Genomic DNA, 15,601 nt, shown 5'->3' on the forward strand with positions numbered 1-15,601 from the left:
AGAGGAGGAAGTGCATTGTTAAAAAAAGGAACAACAATGCTCGTAATGCTTGCGGTTTTATTAAGTCTCATAATACCAGCTCCGCAAGCAGAAGCAGCGACAACATATACATTTATTTCTGCATCATATAATGAAGCGGTTGCGAAAGATGGGACTGTTACAAAAACATTGAGCGGTGTTACGCTGGAGAATAGTCGAGGCAATCGTAGCACATTTAATATGGATAATAGTGCTAAACTTTATATTAACAATACAATGACGACGATTGATGGCTTTAAATCAGGCATGGAAGTAACCGTCAAGGTAAATTTGCGAAGAGTAACAGAAATGCGTGGAACTTCGGCTGTTGAGCAAGGCACAATTGCACCAAATAGCAAGCAAACGTATGGAACAGTGACAAAGATTGACCCGAATGGCTTGTTTGTAACGATTAAAATGGACGGTGCAAAAGAGCAGGATTATTATGTGAACAAAAATACGAAATTTATAAAGGGCTCCTCCACATATGATTTAAGTGCGTTGTATGAAGGGGACCGTGTAAAAGTGAAGTTTTCAAGCCCATCTACTTCAATTATTTCTGAAATGGAAATTATCGTAACAGGTGTGCAAGTAGCGAATGTTTATAAAGCAAAGCTACAAACAGTTAATACTTCTGCGAATACATTTGTCGCACAAAACGCGCATGCCTTCACCAATTGGCTATTTGGCACTTCAGAAAAAACAGCAATGAATACTTTCACATTTGATAATAATACATCGATTTATGTTGGTAATGAAAAGATTGCAAAAAATCAGTTAAGAAACTATCAAAATAGTGAGCTTTATTATGTTACAACGAAGCAGTTTGGCAAAGAGGTCGTAAAAAAAATAGTGGTTTTACAAAATAATGAGCGCACCTACTATGAGCCATTAACAGCGGTAAATACATCTTTAAATTTCTTGCGACTTGGTTATGCAGGTCAACTATATTTCCATGAAGGCTCTATTTTAATTCGCAACGGTCGCTTAGTGGAGCCATCGACTTTAGCTGCATATGGTTCTGCATATGTAGTTACAGATGGTACGACAAATAGCCGATTTGCACATGTTGTCAATATTACGAATGATAGCTTTACATCACCAAATTTAGCGCAGCATGGTCTATACTTCGGTGAGCTAGTATTTGTTGATATGGACAATTATTTAGTGGAGATTGATGGCTTAGAGTTACTTGAAAATAATTACTGGGTGCCGAAGTCGACTACTACATTCGCTTATAGCAACAGTTCACACATGGTAACAAATGTACGCAATGGTGTTATTTCAATTGTGCCAAATATGGATTTAATTGAACATGAAGGGGCATATGGCTATTACTATGTAAAGGATGGTCATATCCAAGCATTGCATGTACTTACTCCATCCCAGAAAAAATCAGAGCTTGTGTTAACAGGTCGCATTCAAGATTTCCGTACATTGACGAGCAATGGAAACGAAACACGCTTAATGAATGTTAAAGATGTCAGTCAATGGCTGAATGGTGAATGGATTGATAACGGCTCTTTAACAAATGTCATGCTCGATCAGGCGATGATTATTAAAAATGGTAAAGTGATTAAAGCTTCAGAGCTAAAAGCATCAGATCGTGTCGTATTATTTACGAATGCTAGCCTCGATGCACATGTTATTTTAGTGAATGAGTAAGATTGAAAAATGAAAATAGTGAAGGGGTTGTCGAGAAAGATTAAGGTCTCTCTAACACAATCAAAAATGCCGGTTTACTTGTTCACTTTAAAGCTGAAAGAATATGCCTTAAAGTTAGAGATAATAACCATTTTATAAATGGTTATTATCCAAAGTAAAGAAGTAGAAGGCATCTAAAAAATGACATGTTAGATCCCTTTTAGACATCCCCCTCTCTACTATTTAATAAAGGAGTGTAGAGTATGAAACAGCGTCAATGGTTAGTCACAATCGTCTCCTTACTGCTATTTACAGTTGTTCTTTATTCAGGAAAGGCTCATGCAAATACGATTGATCTTAACGGTGGGGTTAAAAATGAAAATACATATGAAGAATATATTTTCTTAACTGGACAACCTATCAAATTAACAGGTTCTAATAAAAATGTCTCTGTTACAGTTAAAGAAGGAAAAGACAAGGTAACAGAAACATATAAGTTAACATTGACAGGGGCAAATGGTGAGCAGTTATCACGCCAATTTACATATGTTTTTGATGTAACGAATTATGATCAAATTGGACAAAGCACTGCAACAGGCGAAGTGACAAAATATACAGAGAAAATTACGATTGGCAATAAGACGTACACATTAACAGATTATCAATTTTCCAAAAGTGCAGTAACAGATAAGCGCCCAGCATCTGACTATTTTTCGGGGAATGCGGTTGCACGTAAAACGTATTCTGTAAAACAGGGTAGAAATACGAGCGAAATGATAGTGCATATCGATAGCCGCAATGAAGGCTATGAAAATTTCTGGGGAGCAACAGAAACACAAATTACTGAGTATGAAATGATCTTTGAGGACGGGGCAGTTGGTACAGTGAAAAACCGCGTATCCTCATCTAAGTCTAGAACATTAAACTATGAGGAAAATGCTTCTACTTTATCTAGCTTTTACGGCGGGTATGTTGTAAATAGCACAGCGGATATTATTTCTGAATATGATTACAAGTTACCTAAGAGATCTGGAACGGTATCGCTTAATTTAAAAATGATGCCACGTGTCGAGCGGTTAATTGTTCCGAAATTTAGGGATTTATCAAGCCATCAAGCAAAGGATGCTATTGAGAAGTTATATTCTTTAGGTATTTTAGATGACCAGTCGAATTTCTTCTCACCAAATACGCCTATGCAGCGCTATGATTTTACGGTAGCGATTGGCAAGGCCATTGATTTACGTGTACTTGAAGAAAGTACAAGCGGGAAAAAAACACCTCCTAGTATTTTTAATGATGTGAAGCGTACGACAAAAGATTACGGCTATTTAGCATCTGCTGTCAACAAAGGAGTTGTGACGGGAATAACGCCATCTAAATTTGACCCTAATGGCTATTTAACGCGCCAGCAAGCTGCTGCCATTTTAGTGCGTGCACTCGGCTTAGAGGGGAAAGCTCCTGACCCTGGCTTTAAAACAAATTATCGCGACGATGCTAAAATAACAGGTTACGCACGTGATGCGGTTTATGTTGTATCAGAGCTCGGCTTAATGACAGGTGACTCTGTAACGGGCAATTTCAATCCGAAGCAAAACTTAACACGTGCACAAGCTTCATTAATTATGATGCGTTTCCTTGAATATTTAGAAAATGATTTAAAACAAAATTTCCGCGACGATATTTTATTCTTTGACTAAGGGGAGGCTACATGGATACTATGAAAAAAACATGGATGATTATACTTTGTTCAGTGCTAGTTTTGGCAACATGGCTTCCACTTACAGCACCGGCAAATGCCGCAGCAGTATCGATTTCAGATGTTGACAAAAATAGCGAAAAATATACGGCAGCACAATGGGCTGTTGAGCAAGGCTTAGTGCAACTTTCAGGCAATAAGTTTCAGCCGAATGCGACTGTCAGCGAGCAGCAAATGCTAATGATGGTTGCGCAGCTTGATAAAAACTATCATTTTAGCTATACAAATGACATGATTTACACATATTACGCGGATTTAAACTTGCCTATTTACGGTGCAAATAATGCGGGACGTCGTACTGCAAACGCAACACGAGGACAGTTTGCTCGTCTTTATGCGGCAATGAATAGTCTGGATTTGTCGGAAGTCCAAGCAGTGCAATATTTGTATACACATGAAATTACAACAGGTTTAACAGGGAAGAAAACATTTGATGACTATGCTGCAACAAAAGCAATTACGCGCGGCGACCTTGTTACATTTTTATATCGCACAGTAAAAAGTGGGGGAATAGCTATTGAGGGCTTGCATGCAGCCCCATCTGGTAAAGATAATAGCAAGGTGACATTACCATTAAACTTCGTCAGCTCTAATGGTACGGTAGAATTAACTCCACCACCTAAGACGGATAATGGAAATTCAAACAATCCAAGCGCATTTAAAGCTGTTCAAAGCATTAATGTTTCTACTGAGGAACTAACAGCGAACGGTCTAGATGCAGCAGCAATTTCAATTTTACTAAAAGATAGCTATGGGAATGACATTCCTTATGACACAACGCTGCAATTCAAAGTAACATCTAAAGTGGGCGCACGTATTGTTGAAGCACCTCCAACAACTGGTTCACAGCCAGAGAACAATGCAGGCAGCAGCACAACGACGATTTTCACAGATGGTGGCGAGCTAAATGCTTATATTATTGCACCTAAATTAACAAAGTCTGAAAAGGATATCATTACGTTCGAGCTTGTGAACAATAATGAGACGAAATTTGCCAGCTATCGTAACCAACAAATTGAAGTAGAGCTACGCTATGTACCACGTGCTGAGGTACGCATTTCATATGAGGTGTATGACCCAGACCAGCCAAATGGTGGTGGCAATGTTGTGCCAGGTCCTAAGCCATTACCAGCATTACCTGTTGGTAGAGCTGATGGTAATACAATCCAAGCAATTCCATTTACACCAAATGGCATTATCGAAGTTCGTGACTATGACCCGGATGAACTAACGTTTGACGGGGTAAAGTGGGAAAATTATACAAGTTCTACAGGGCAAATTGTCAACGGCCGTGTAAGAGATAATGCCATTCAATATGAGAATGCGGAGCTTCGTATGGATAATCAGCTTATTTCTGTTTGGCTCTTCGAACAAATTTTAGAACGTATGATTAATGAGTATGATAAAGTGAATGTTTTCTACACAATTAATAGCGAAGGACGAGCTGTTTATAATTTACAGGACGTAATGGATGAGAGCTTCACAAGTCAATTTGAATCAAAAATCCATGCATTAATCGTTCATTTATTAACATACTTCCCGCGCAATACGAATGATTTAACGATGGCTCATTACGATAGCGTAAAGGCTGTCAAAGCAATTTTTGACTCTTTAAGCCGTGCAGACCAAGATTATTTATCGAAAAATTATAAAGATACTGTTGGGAATTTAAGCGGTTATAACGCGAAGGTGGACAGCTTAAAAGAAAGCCAAGCAATCGTTGAGCGTCCAGAAGGAATGGAACGCTATACGAAAGTCATTGTGAACTTAGTAGCACCCGGTGGACGTGTTATTACGGATTATAAAGGAACAGCAGAAATCGAGTTTAATGGGCAGCGCAAAGTAGTCTCATTCAATACAAACACAACAGACTATAATAGTGGGACAGGCTATGCTGGCTCGGCAGTCGCCTATTTCGATTCAATTATATATGGTTCATCGACTGCAACAGCAGCGCTTATTTCGTCCAATATTGACTCGCGTTATCGCGATATGTTTAAAGAATTAATTGGTGTACCAGTAAAAGAAAAAATCTTCACAAACTTTAAGTTTACACAAAATAAATGTACGCTTGTAACGGAAGTCGCGTTTGTTGTTGACCAATCGGGCTCAATGCGCAAGCAAGACCCGAATAATTTCACAGCAGAAAAAACAAAGCAGCTTATTCGTCAAATTGGCTCGAATAATAATATCGTCGTTCCGTTTGCTTCAAATCCAGGCTCTGTTGTTAAAGGAACCGCTACGAATTTAGCCAATATGGAAGGGTTTATTTCATACGATAAAATGACTTCGCGTGGAACTAATATTGCAAAAGCTGTACAAACAGCGCTTGACAATTATTCAACAGACAATAATGTATCAAAATCGATGGTATTAATTACGGACGGTAAAGCGCCGAATGCACAAGTGGAAAGAATCATCGATAGTGCGAAAAAAGCAAAGGTGCAAATTCATACAATTGCTGTTGGACCAGCGAAAGACGTCAATACAGCTATTTTGAAAAAAATTGCCTCTGAAACAGGTGGGCAAAGTTACCATGTAACGGATATCGAGCGTTTGCATAGCGCATATCAGGCAGTTGTCGATGCAATTTTATGTCAAACTTTCGTTTCTGACGCAAGCTGTGATACGAGTGCGGGTCTATTTAATGCAGCGACAGTCGATATTACACGTTCAACGGTAATTATGACAGCCGAAATCAATGAAAATTGTACAAATGTAGCATCTGTACAAGTACGCTTTAGCTCTGTGAACGGAGATGTCAACTATGATTTAATCGATCGTGGTCAAAATATTTTCAAAGCAAGCCAAGCAGTTCGCAAATTTAACCGTTTCGACTTATACAACGAAGTAATCTTCCGCGCATTCGACCAAAACGGCAACTTAATTGCAGATAAAGAAGTAAAACTATAATAAAAAACGAGCAAGGGACCGCCTGAAAAGTGATTTTGAGACGGTCCTATATGCTCGCTTTTTTATTTCCTTAAAAATCGGCTACCAATTGCTTATTTTTTAATTTGTACACATAATCGGCATACTTTGAGGTTGCTTCATCACGTGTGACGTTTATAATCGTTTGTCCATTTGCTTGGAATTGTGCTAATAGCCTTAGTAGTGAGTTAGTCGCATCATTATCTAAATTATTCGCAGGCTCGTCACAAATAAGCACATCAGGATTGTTAATTAACGCTCTTGCAATTGCTATTCTCTGTTTCTCGCCATTAGATAACTCCGCGGGAAATCGCTCAAATAGTTTGGGGTGAATACCGACTTGCTCTAATATAAGCTCAGCTTTTGGATATAAGATTTTTTTCGGCTCATCAAAAATAAGCGGTAGCATGACATTATCCAATACAGAATAATTCGGTAAAAGCTTAAAGTTTTGAAAAACAAAGCCGACGTGTTTACTGCGATAATTCCTTCTTGCCTTCTCACTTAATTGATAAATATGAATATCATTGTATAGTACATCTCCGGTAGTAGGGGGAAGTAGACCAGCAATACAGCTTAAAAATGTTGATTTCCCTGTGCCTGAAGGACCGATGATTGTATGCCATTGTCCTTTTTGAATCGTTAAGGAAATATTATGTAAAATATCAATTTGGCCTGATGAATTAGTAAAGGATTTGCTAAGATTGTGAATTTTAATCATGATATTCACCTCGATTGTTATAATAATGAATTATGGAATATTTTTAAGTATATTATTTTAGCATTTTAGAAAGTAGCGATGATATTTCACAAAATGTTGATTCATATAAACAGAAAACGCCTCTTTTAAAAATGGGATGAACATTGGTTTTGCAGCGTTATCCCTCAGTAAAAGGAAAGCGATGAAAACATTGATTTCAATGCGGTGGCAAAGCAAAATGGACTTTTCGGACAACTCCTTTATTTTTTGCTATAGTGCATGCATATCCCTAGGTTGCTATAGCATAGCACGGATATTTTCCCTTTGCACCGTCAATATACCGCCATTTTTTTGTCGGTATCCGCCATTTTACCGCCAAATTGTCGAAAAATAAAAAATATATCTACACTTTATTTTTAATTTCGCTAAAATAAATAATAGAGAGTATTTTAAAACTATTTTAATCTCTTTCAGCGGGTGTCGAAACACCCGCTGAAAGAAGTTAAAGCCTCCGGCGAATGTCACAGATTTTGAAAATTCTGGACGCAACTACGCCGAGGCGTAATGGATTGATGGGAGGTGGTTTAGTACAAAAGAGGGATAACCAGCTTAAATGTCATTTTGAAGAAATAGTAACTTTAGAAGCTAGTGTTGATGAACAATTAGTATTGTATAGCAAATTAACAACGATTTACGTCACGGCAAATATTCATTATTTATTTACTAGATGCTAATATTGCAACAAACATTGACTGAAGACGCTATAACAAATGTTGAAAAAAACTTACTAAAAAATGATGAAATGAGGCTGATTTAATATGATGAAAATGATTCAATTTTTACGTGACAATATGGACATTGCAAAGCTATTACATGAAGGAAAAGTATCTCTAGTTGGCGTTACGGCACAGGAGCAAGAAGCGATTGTAGAAGCGTTTGCGGAGGAGGTACATGCTGACGGTGTATACTGGCAATAAAAAATGAAAAAACAATGGCTAATACTAATAGTATACCTAGGGTTAGGTATATATTTGTCTATCGTTGCTTTCAAAGTTCCATTGTTAAAAATGGAACTAGAGCAGCGAGACGGACAGTGGAGTGTAAAAGCACATTATTATGAATCATGGGCAAGGGAACAAGGTATTGAAATAGGAGATATTGTGCTGGCAATAGGTAAAAAGCCAATTGCTTCGATGCCATTAGTTCCATATGATGAAACAATAAGGGGCGCAAATGAATTAACAATAAAAAAACATGATGGAACGATAATAAAAATTGCTGTACTTCATGTAGATTTGCCAGCACAATTTTACTTGCATGTTTTGTTTCCAATTATTTACTTTGTTCTATCGTTAGTGGCCGCATTATATTTATATAAAAAGCAACAAGATATTGAAAGTGTCAAGTGGCTGAGTGGTTTTATTCTTACTGTAGCATTAACCTATTTGAGTAGCGTAGCTTCTAGTAAAGGCGATTTTATTGGAACGATTATAAATAGTGGCGGAATTTTCCTTGTTCCACTTATACTACTTCAATTTTTAAAAGGTTATTATAATTATTTACATATCAAATGGCCATTTATACAGCATATTGAAAGATTTTATGTATTACCTATAATGGGTGCTGTATTAGGTGGCGTCGAAATATTGTATCCTTATACTAAAAGTGTTATCGTCATAATTTTACTTGCAACATCATTCCTACTTTTTTCATTTCCACTATCGATATTGCTATACAGCTATTATAAAGAACGTACCGTTCAATTACGCTTATTAATTTTAAGCGTAATTTTGCCGTTTTCACCATTTTTATTGCTGTTTGTGTTGCCAGAGGTGCTTTGGCAACGTCCGATTTTACAGGCGGAATATAGCATATTATTTGTACTATTGATTCCGTTTTGCTTTATGTTTTTACGCGTGACGGAGAGATTATTTGATATTCATTATTATATTACGCGGACAAACTATTATTTAATGGCTACGGCGATTTTAACTGTATGGCTTTATATAGGCTTATATTTCTTATTGGAAAAAGAGTCTGGCTGGGAAATTGTCTTTTTCTTATTTATTTCTATTCTTCTATTTTTCTACATAAAGGAAAAGGCGGATGTGAAATATCGTAATATTTTATTTACGCCAAAGGGCAATACGATACGACAGCTTTCACGAGCGATTAATCAAATGAGTGAAGCATATAAAGTGGAGGAGCTTCTTGCGATTTTAAAGCAGGAGGCTATCAAGCATTTGGAAATAGAAAACATCGAAATTGTTGCTTTTGACGAAAAAGAACGTAAAATGCCTGTTTGCTACACAATAGAGAGCGAACAAATCCATCAGTTACAAGTAGGAGAAGTTATTAAGCTCTCGAACGAATATGTAGCGCTTATTCATCAGGAGCCGCATATAAAAAGGTTGCTACTTATCGAGCATCGTAACGTGATTCGCTTAAAGGATGAGGAGCTTTTATGGCTAAAATTATTGTTGAAATATACGGAAAGTACAATTGAAAGCCTGAAAAAAATCGAAGAATTATTACAGGAATTGAGAAATGTACAACAAACAGCGGAACAGGAGCCTGTATGGTTGAAGAAGCTAGTATGGTTAAAAGTGGAGCAGGAAAAATATTATGTTGCACAGGAATTACATGATACGGTATTGCAAAATTTAACACATCTTACACGTGAAATGAGTTTATTGCTGGAAAATGATGCAGCTATATCAGTCCAAGGGCTGTATCAACAAATGCAAAATAATGTACAGGATTTACGCTCATATTGCGAGACATTAAAGCCGCCTGTATTAGATAAACTGGGATTGACAGTAGCATTGAGTCAGCTTGCACAGCAAGTGAGCAATAAAGCAAATTTTAAATTATCTACAACCTTTGAACGTGTTTATTTACAGAATGAACAGCTACCTTTAGTTATTTATCGGATTGTGCAGGAGCTACTGAATAATGCACTGAAGCATTCTGAGGCAGAAAAGGTAACGCTTTCTTTACAGGAAGTAGATGAAGGCTTTGAACTAATTTATGAGGATGACGGCATTGGCTGTACACTCGAACAGATGCTACAGACAGACTCTTTAGGTATAAGAGGCATCCGTGAAAGAGTAGAGGCGTTTAATGGAAAATGCCGCATAGTGACAAACATAAATGAAGGTGTATTTATTCACATTATTATAGAAGGGCATGAAGAAGATGATTAAGGTGCTTATTGTAGATGACCATCCCATTGTGCTAGAAGGGTCAAAGCGATTAATGGAATCGGCTGATGACATCCAAATTGACACGGAACTACAGGCTAGTAACGTGATAAATCAGTTATCCACAAATCACTATGATGTTTATTTACTCGATGTGAATTTAGGTGAATACGATGGCATTTCTTTAGCACAAATGATTAGGGAGCAAACGACTGCACGAGTCATTTTATATACAGGAAACGACCCGACAAATTATTATTCACTTATCGTTGAAAAGAAGGTGGATGGGGTAGTCTCGAAAATGGCGACGCGCTTTCAAGTAATTCAAACGATTCGTGCAGCGACCCAAGGACTTATTATGATACCAATGGATTTCCTCGATTACATTGATTTTAATAGCAAGGAAGAAATTCAGTTGACCGCAAAGGAAAAAATGCTTGTTTCGTGGCTACAGGAAGGTTTGACAAATAAGGAAATGGCGGCAAAATTGCATATATCTGTACGTACGATTGAGCGCTATTGGACGCAGCTATTTCAAGTTTTAGGCGCAACATCTCGTGAATCGGTGCTGGAAATTGTAAAGGAGCAGAGGCTTCTAGAGTAAAGAAAAAACTTGAGGCTGGGACATAACTTTATTATTTCGAAAAATGAAGAAAATAGATAACAATTTTTCCGCTTTATAGAGTTAAATATTCCGTCTTAAATCGAAAAAATGGGGCTGTCCCAAAAGTCATTGAAATGACTTTTGGTGGCAGCCCTGTTTTAATTTTAAAAATAAGCACAAAAAAATCGTCCGTTATTGTAAAATGAAGTCACCACAACAACATTACAGAGAGGACGATTTTTATGAGTAATCTTAAAACTACTAACCAAGATTATAACACTGAACAAACATCACTTCCACTACAGCTTTCAGAAGAAACTGCCGTTCCTAAAACAGGTCATGCCAGTCCTCCCTTTATTCCTTATAACAATAAACAAGGCATTTCCCTTTTTGATATTCAAGACACGATTTCAACCAAACATGTATCACGTGTAATTGATGAAATGATTGAACTTATCGATGACCAAGTATTTTTTTCTCATTACAAAGGTGGAGGTCGTAGCTCTTTCCATCCCAAAATGATGACGAAAGTGATTCTCTACGGGTATTCACAAAAAGTGTACTCTTCTCGTGGTATTGAAAAATTGCTTCATGAGAATCTACCGGCAATGTGGTTGGCAGCAGGACAGAAACCAGATCATCGTACAATTAATCGTTTTCGTTCACATCAACTAAAAAATAGGATGAATTCGCTATTTGAACAAATGATACTACTTCTTATCGAACAAAACTATATGACGATGGAAAATTACTTTTTGGATGGCACAAAAATAGAAGCCAATGCCAATAAGTATTCTTTTGTATGGAAGAAAGCAACGCAGAATTTCGAAGGAAAACTAAAAGAAAAAATTCAAGAAACGATTCAACATATTCAAGAGATAACTGAATCGGAATACATACAATTCAATGCCGGTGAACTGAAAGAAGATGCGACACTAGCACAATTAGAGACGATTGCGCAGGATTTAGAAACACAAGTAAATGCCTTAACAGACGCAATTGAAGCTGAAGAAAATGTCACTGTACGTAAAGAAATCCGTTCGCAGCGTAGTGTACTAAAAAAACCACTCAAATTAATTCGTGAAGATTTCCTACCTCGCTTGGACAAATATAAAATACAACATGAAATCTTGGGTGACCGTAATAGCTTTTCGAAAACAGACCATGACGCGACTTTTATGCGGATGAAAGATGATCACATGAAAAATGGGCAACTAAAAGCAGCTTACAATGTTCAAATGGCTACAGAAAATCAATTTATTTTATTTTACTCGATACATCAACGCCCAACTGATACGCGCTGTTTTATTCCACACTTAGAGAAATTAGCAGCGTCTAGTTTACCGATGCCAAAAACAGTCATAGCGGATGCCGGTTATGGGAGTGAAGAGAATTACCTCTACGCGATAGGTGATGAAAAAGAACCTCGATTCAATTTTTTAATCCCGTACGGCATGTATTTAAAAGAGAAATCCCGAAGCTACAAAAAGAATAGTAAACATGCAAAAAATTGGGATTACAACGAACAAGAAGATCATTTTATTTGTCCAAACGGGCAAAAAGTTACGTTTAAAAAATATCTAAATAAAAAGAATGCCTCGGGTTTTGAACAAAGTCTAAAAGTTTATGAATGTGAAGACTGTTCAGAATGTCCATTGAAAGCGCTCTGTACAAAAGCCAAAGGCAACCGCCAAGTACAATGGAATCCTATTTTTGAAGAAATGAAAGCAAAGGCAAAAGCAGCCCTTGAATGTGAAGAGAAATCACGAATCTACGCGCAACGTAAAATCGACGTAGAAAGTGCGTTCGGTCACATCAAGGGCAATCGGTCGTTCCGTCGATTTTTACTGCGGGGCATCGATAAGATTTACACAGAGTTTGGGATTGTGGCATTAGCTCACAATCTATTGAAAGTAGCAGGCATCCGCCAGCTACTTTCAATAGAACTAGATAAAAACACAAAAACAGGTGTAGAAAAACGACTCGTTTTTCTACACCTGTTTATTTTAGGGACTTATTAGACAGCCCCATTTTTTCTTTTTGTCCCAGCCTCTTTTTATATGTACGTTGCAATCAATATAGTGCTCACGTTAAAGCAAGCTTATTGAAAATGTATATGAAATTTGTTAAACTTATTTTAGAATGATTCTAAAATAGTAATTACGTTCATAGCATGTTCACAAAACAGGTCGTGAAAATAGGCGTTTTTGTGTTACAATAGGAATTATGAATTAGAATGTGTGAGGTGTGGGGGTTCATGCATACTTTAATTGTAGGCTTGAATTATAAAACAGCGCCAGTAGAAATTCGAGAAAAGCTATCCTTTATTGAAAGCGAAATACCGAATGCGATGGAGGCGCTACAACAGCAAAAGAGCATTTTGGAAAATGTAATTGTATCGACATGTAACCGTACAGAAATATATGCGGTTGTAGATCAATTGCATACAGGACGTTATTATATTAAACGTTTTTTAGCAGAATGGTTCAATATTTCAATTGAAGAGTTTGAAGGGCATTTATTCATTCATGAAGAACAGCAGGCAATCCAACATTTATTTAAAGTAACCGCTGGTATTGATTCGATGATTCTTGGTGAAACGCAAATTTTAGGGCAAGTGAGAAATAGCTTTTTACAAGGACAGAACCTTGGTGCAACAGGTACGGTATTTAACCAATTATTTAAGCAGGCAGTGACATTTGCAAAACGTGCGCATAATGAAACAGCTATTGGTGAAAATGCGGTATCTGTATCGTATGCAGCAGTGGAGCTAGCAAAGAAAATTTTTGGCTCATTAAAGAAAACACATGTAGCGATTTTAGGTGCTGGAAAAATGGGAGAGCTAGCCATTCAAAACTTATATGGTAATGGTGTAGGTAAAGTAACGGTCGTGAACCGTACATTTGAAAAAGCACAGGATTTAGCTAGTAAGTTTGATGGGACGGCAAAATCAATGCAAGAGTTGCAATGCACGCTACTTGATGCGGATATTTTAATAAGCTCTACAGGTTCGACAAATTATGTCATTGATTATGAGCTAATGCAATATGTGGCACGCATGCGCAAAGGGCAGCCGTTATTTATGGTTGATATTGCAGTTCCGCGTGATTTAGATCCACGCATAGCAGATTTACCGAATGTCTTTTTATATGATATCGATGATTTGCAAGGGATTGTGGAAGCTAATTTAGCCGAGCGTGAGAAGGCTGCTGAACAAATTACACAAATGATTGATTATGAGATAGTCGAATTTAAAACATGGTTAGCAACATTAGGTGTAGTGCCTGTTATCTCTGCATTGCGTAAAAAGGCTAGTCGCATTCAAGAGGAAACGATGCTTAGCATTGAAAATAAAATGCCAGACTTAACAGAGCGTGAGCGTAAAATTTTAAGCAAGCACACAAAATCAATTATTAACCAGCTATTGAAGGAGCCGATTTTACAGGCGAAGGAAATGGCGAATTCTTCAAAAGCTAATGAGCAATTACAATTATTCCAAGAGATATTTGGTATTGAAGATGATGTGCAAAATGAAGTTGTTACACATATGAATGGGAGCAAAGTGCAAGTCCAACCAAAGCTAGCATTTGAATCATAGTAATAAATAATAGAACTTTTGCGATGAAAATGACAAAAATTGAAATAAGTTTTCTGTGTAAAAACGAATCGAGCAGTGTTTTATTTTAACAAAAACGAATCGCTCATTTATCGTGATAATGAGGGAAAACAAAATAGAAGCGTTTTCATATCTGTATGGTAAAATAATAGATAGGGGGCTGTCGAGAAAGCAGGTTGGCACCTGCCTTTCACGACAGCTTTTCTTATGCTCTAAAAATGTGTTATTATGCTATTGGAAGCTTGATAAAATTGGAATTTTGATGATAAAAGAAGGGATACTCATGTCTGAAATGATAATGACGAGAATATATGAAGCAATTGTCATCCTGTATGCGATTGGTCTCGTCTTTTATTTTATTGATTATTTATACCGACGTGTTCAGGCACGCCGCATAGCATTTTGGTTTGTATCCATTGTTTGGGTATTACAAACAATATATTTTATTTGGTTTATTTTTGAGATGAAACGTTTCCCTGTATTGTCTTTATTTGAAGGCGTTTATTTTTATGCATGGTTGCTAACGTCGCTATCCATTATTTTGCATTGTATCGTGCGGGTAGATATGCCAGTTTTTTTTATGAATCTGCTAGGCTTTGTATTCGTCACAATTCATTTATTAGCACCAAATGATGTAGTGGAGCCTGTGAGAAATTCACTCATTTCAGAAGTGCTCATTATTCATATTAGTTTTGCCATTGCGTCTTATGCGGCATTCTCATTATCCTTTGTTTTTTCTGTGCTGCATTTAGTGCTTTATCGTATTTTAAAGGAAAAAAAGTTCAATCCTTTATGGTCGAGGCTACCAAACCTAAAGCAAACAACGAACTGGATGAGCTACTCGATGCTCGTAGGTGTTCCTTTGTTATTCGTAAGCTTAGTGTTAGGATTAGAATGGGCATTTTTATCAATTGATGAATTTACACTTATTGACACGAAAATTTTAGGTTCCTTTTTAATTGCTACTATATATCTTATTATTTTATTGTTACATCGAAGTAAGAAAATGATGAGTACGACGTATGCATGGGCACAAATTTTTATATTTTTGCTTGTCGTTATTAATTTCTTTTTAGGAAGTAAATTATCAACATTCCATTTATGGTATTAAATGAAAGAGGTAGATTTT

The 15,601-nt window shown here is 36.9% G+C and carries 10 protein-coding genes; 9 read left to right on the forward strand and 1 reads right to left on the reverse strand.

Going from position 1 to position 15,601, the window contains the following annotated elements:
- Positions 1-15: 15 nt before the first annotated feature.
- The 3 genes from MHH70_RS00685 (at position 16) to MHH70_RS00695 (ending at position 6,331) form a co-directional block, all read left to right on the forward strand.
- Positions 16-1,683, forward strand: coding sequence for a hypothetical protein (locus tag MHH70_RS00685; protein WP_342472258.1), 1,668 nt, complete (start codon positions 16-18; stop codon positions 1,681-1,683).
- A 242-nt stretch (positions 1,684-1,925) separates the two neighbouring features.
- On the forward strand, positions 1,926-3,359 hold the full coding sequence (locus MHH70_RS00690) for an S-layer homology domain-containing protein (protein ID WP_066162365.1): 1,434 nt from the start codon (positions 1,926-1,928) through the stop codon (positions 3,357-3,359).
- 11 nt (positions 3,360-3,370) lie between these two features.
- The gene (locus MHH70_RS00695; RefSeq protein WP_342472259.1) at positions 3,371-6,331 is read left to right on the forward strand and encodes a vWA domain-containing protein; all 2,961 of its coding nucleotides are present in this window, start codon (positions 3,371-3,373) and stop codon (positions 6,329-6,331) included.
- Positions 6,332-6,401: 70 nt separating this feature from the next.
- Here MHH70_RS00695 and MHH70_RS00700 read toward each other — a convergent pair whose 3' ends face one another.
- Positions 6,402-7,070 carry an ABC transporter ATP-binding protein gene (locus tag MHH70_RS00700; RefSeq protein ID WP_342472260.1) on the reverse strand — a complete coding sequence of 223 codons (669 nt, stop codon included), beginning with the start codon at positions 7,068-7,070 and terminating at the stop codon, positions 6,402-6,404.
- Positions 7,071-7,867: 797 nt separating this feature from the next.
- Here MHH70_RS00700 and comX point away from each other — a divergent pair.
- The 6 genes from comX (at position 7,868) to ccsA (ending at position 15,583) form a co-directional block, all read left to right on the forward strand.
- On the forward strand, positions 7,868-8,026 hold the full coding sequence (comX, locus tag MHH70_RS00705; RefSeq protein ID WP_107942906.1) for a competence pheromone ComX: 159 nt from the start codon (positions 7,868-7,870) through the stop codon (positions 8,024-8,026).
- Between the two features lie 54 nt (positions 8,027-8,080).
- On the forward strand, positions 8,081-10,255 hold the full coding sequence (locus tag MHH70_RS00710; RefSeq protein WP_342472261.1) for an ATP-binding protein: 2,175 nt from the start codon (positions 8,081-8,083) through the stop codon (positions 10,253-10,255).
- Complete coding sequence (locus tag MHH70_RS00715; protein WP_107942904.1) at positions 10,239-10,856, forward strand: response regulator transcription factor; 618 nt, start codon at positions 10,239-10,241, stop codon at positions 10,854-10,856. The genes MHH70_RS00710 and MHH70_RS00715 overlap by 17 nt, the downstream gene beginning before the upstream one ends.
- A gap of 242 nt (positions 10,857-11,098) precedes the next feature.
- Positions 11,099-12,877 (forward strand): IS1182 family transposase, encoded by a 1,779-nt coding sequence (locus MHH70_RS00720; RefSeq protein ID WP_342472262.1) that lies wholly within the window; start codon positions 11,099-11,101, stop codon positions 12,875-12,877.
- A gap of 236 nt (positions 12,878-13,113) precedes the next feature.
- On the forward strand, positions 13,114-14,454 hold the full coding sequence (gene hemA / locus MHH70_RS00725) for a glutamyl-tRNA reductase (RefSeq protein WP_342472263.1): 1,341 nt from the start codon (positions 13,114-13,116) through the stop codon (positions 14,452-14,454).
- Positions 14,455-14,755: 301 nt separating this feature from the next.
- Positions 14,756-15,583 carry a cytochrome c biogenesis protein CcsA gene (gene ccsA, locus MHH70_RS00730; protein WP_342472264.1) on the forward strand — a complete coding sequence of 276 codons (828 nt, stop codon included), beginning with the start codon at positions 14,756-14,758 and terminating at the stop codon, positions 15,581-15,583.
- The last annotated feature ends 18 nt before the right edge of the window (positions 15,584-15,601 follow it).

The organism is Metasolibacillus sp. FSL H7-0170 (assembly GCF_038593115.1).
Lineage (GTDB): Bacteria > Bacillota > Bacilli > Bacillales_A > Planococcaceae > Metasolibacillus > Metasolibacillus fluoroglycofenilyticus.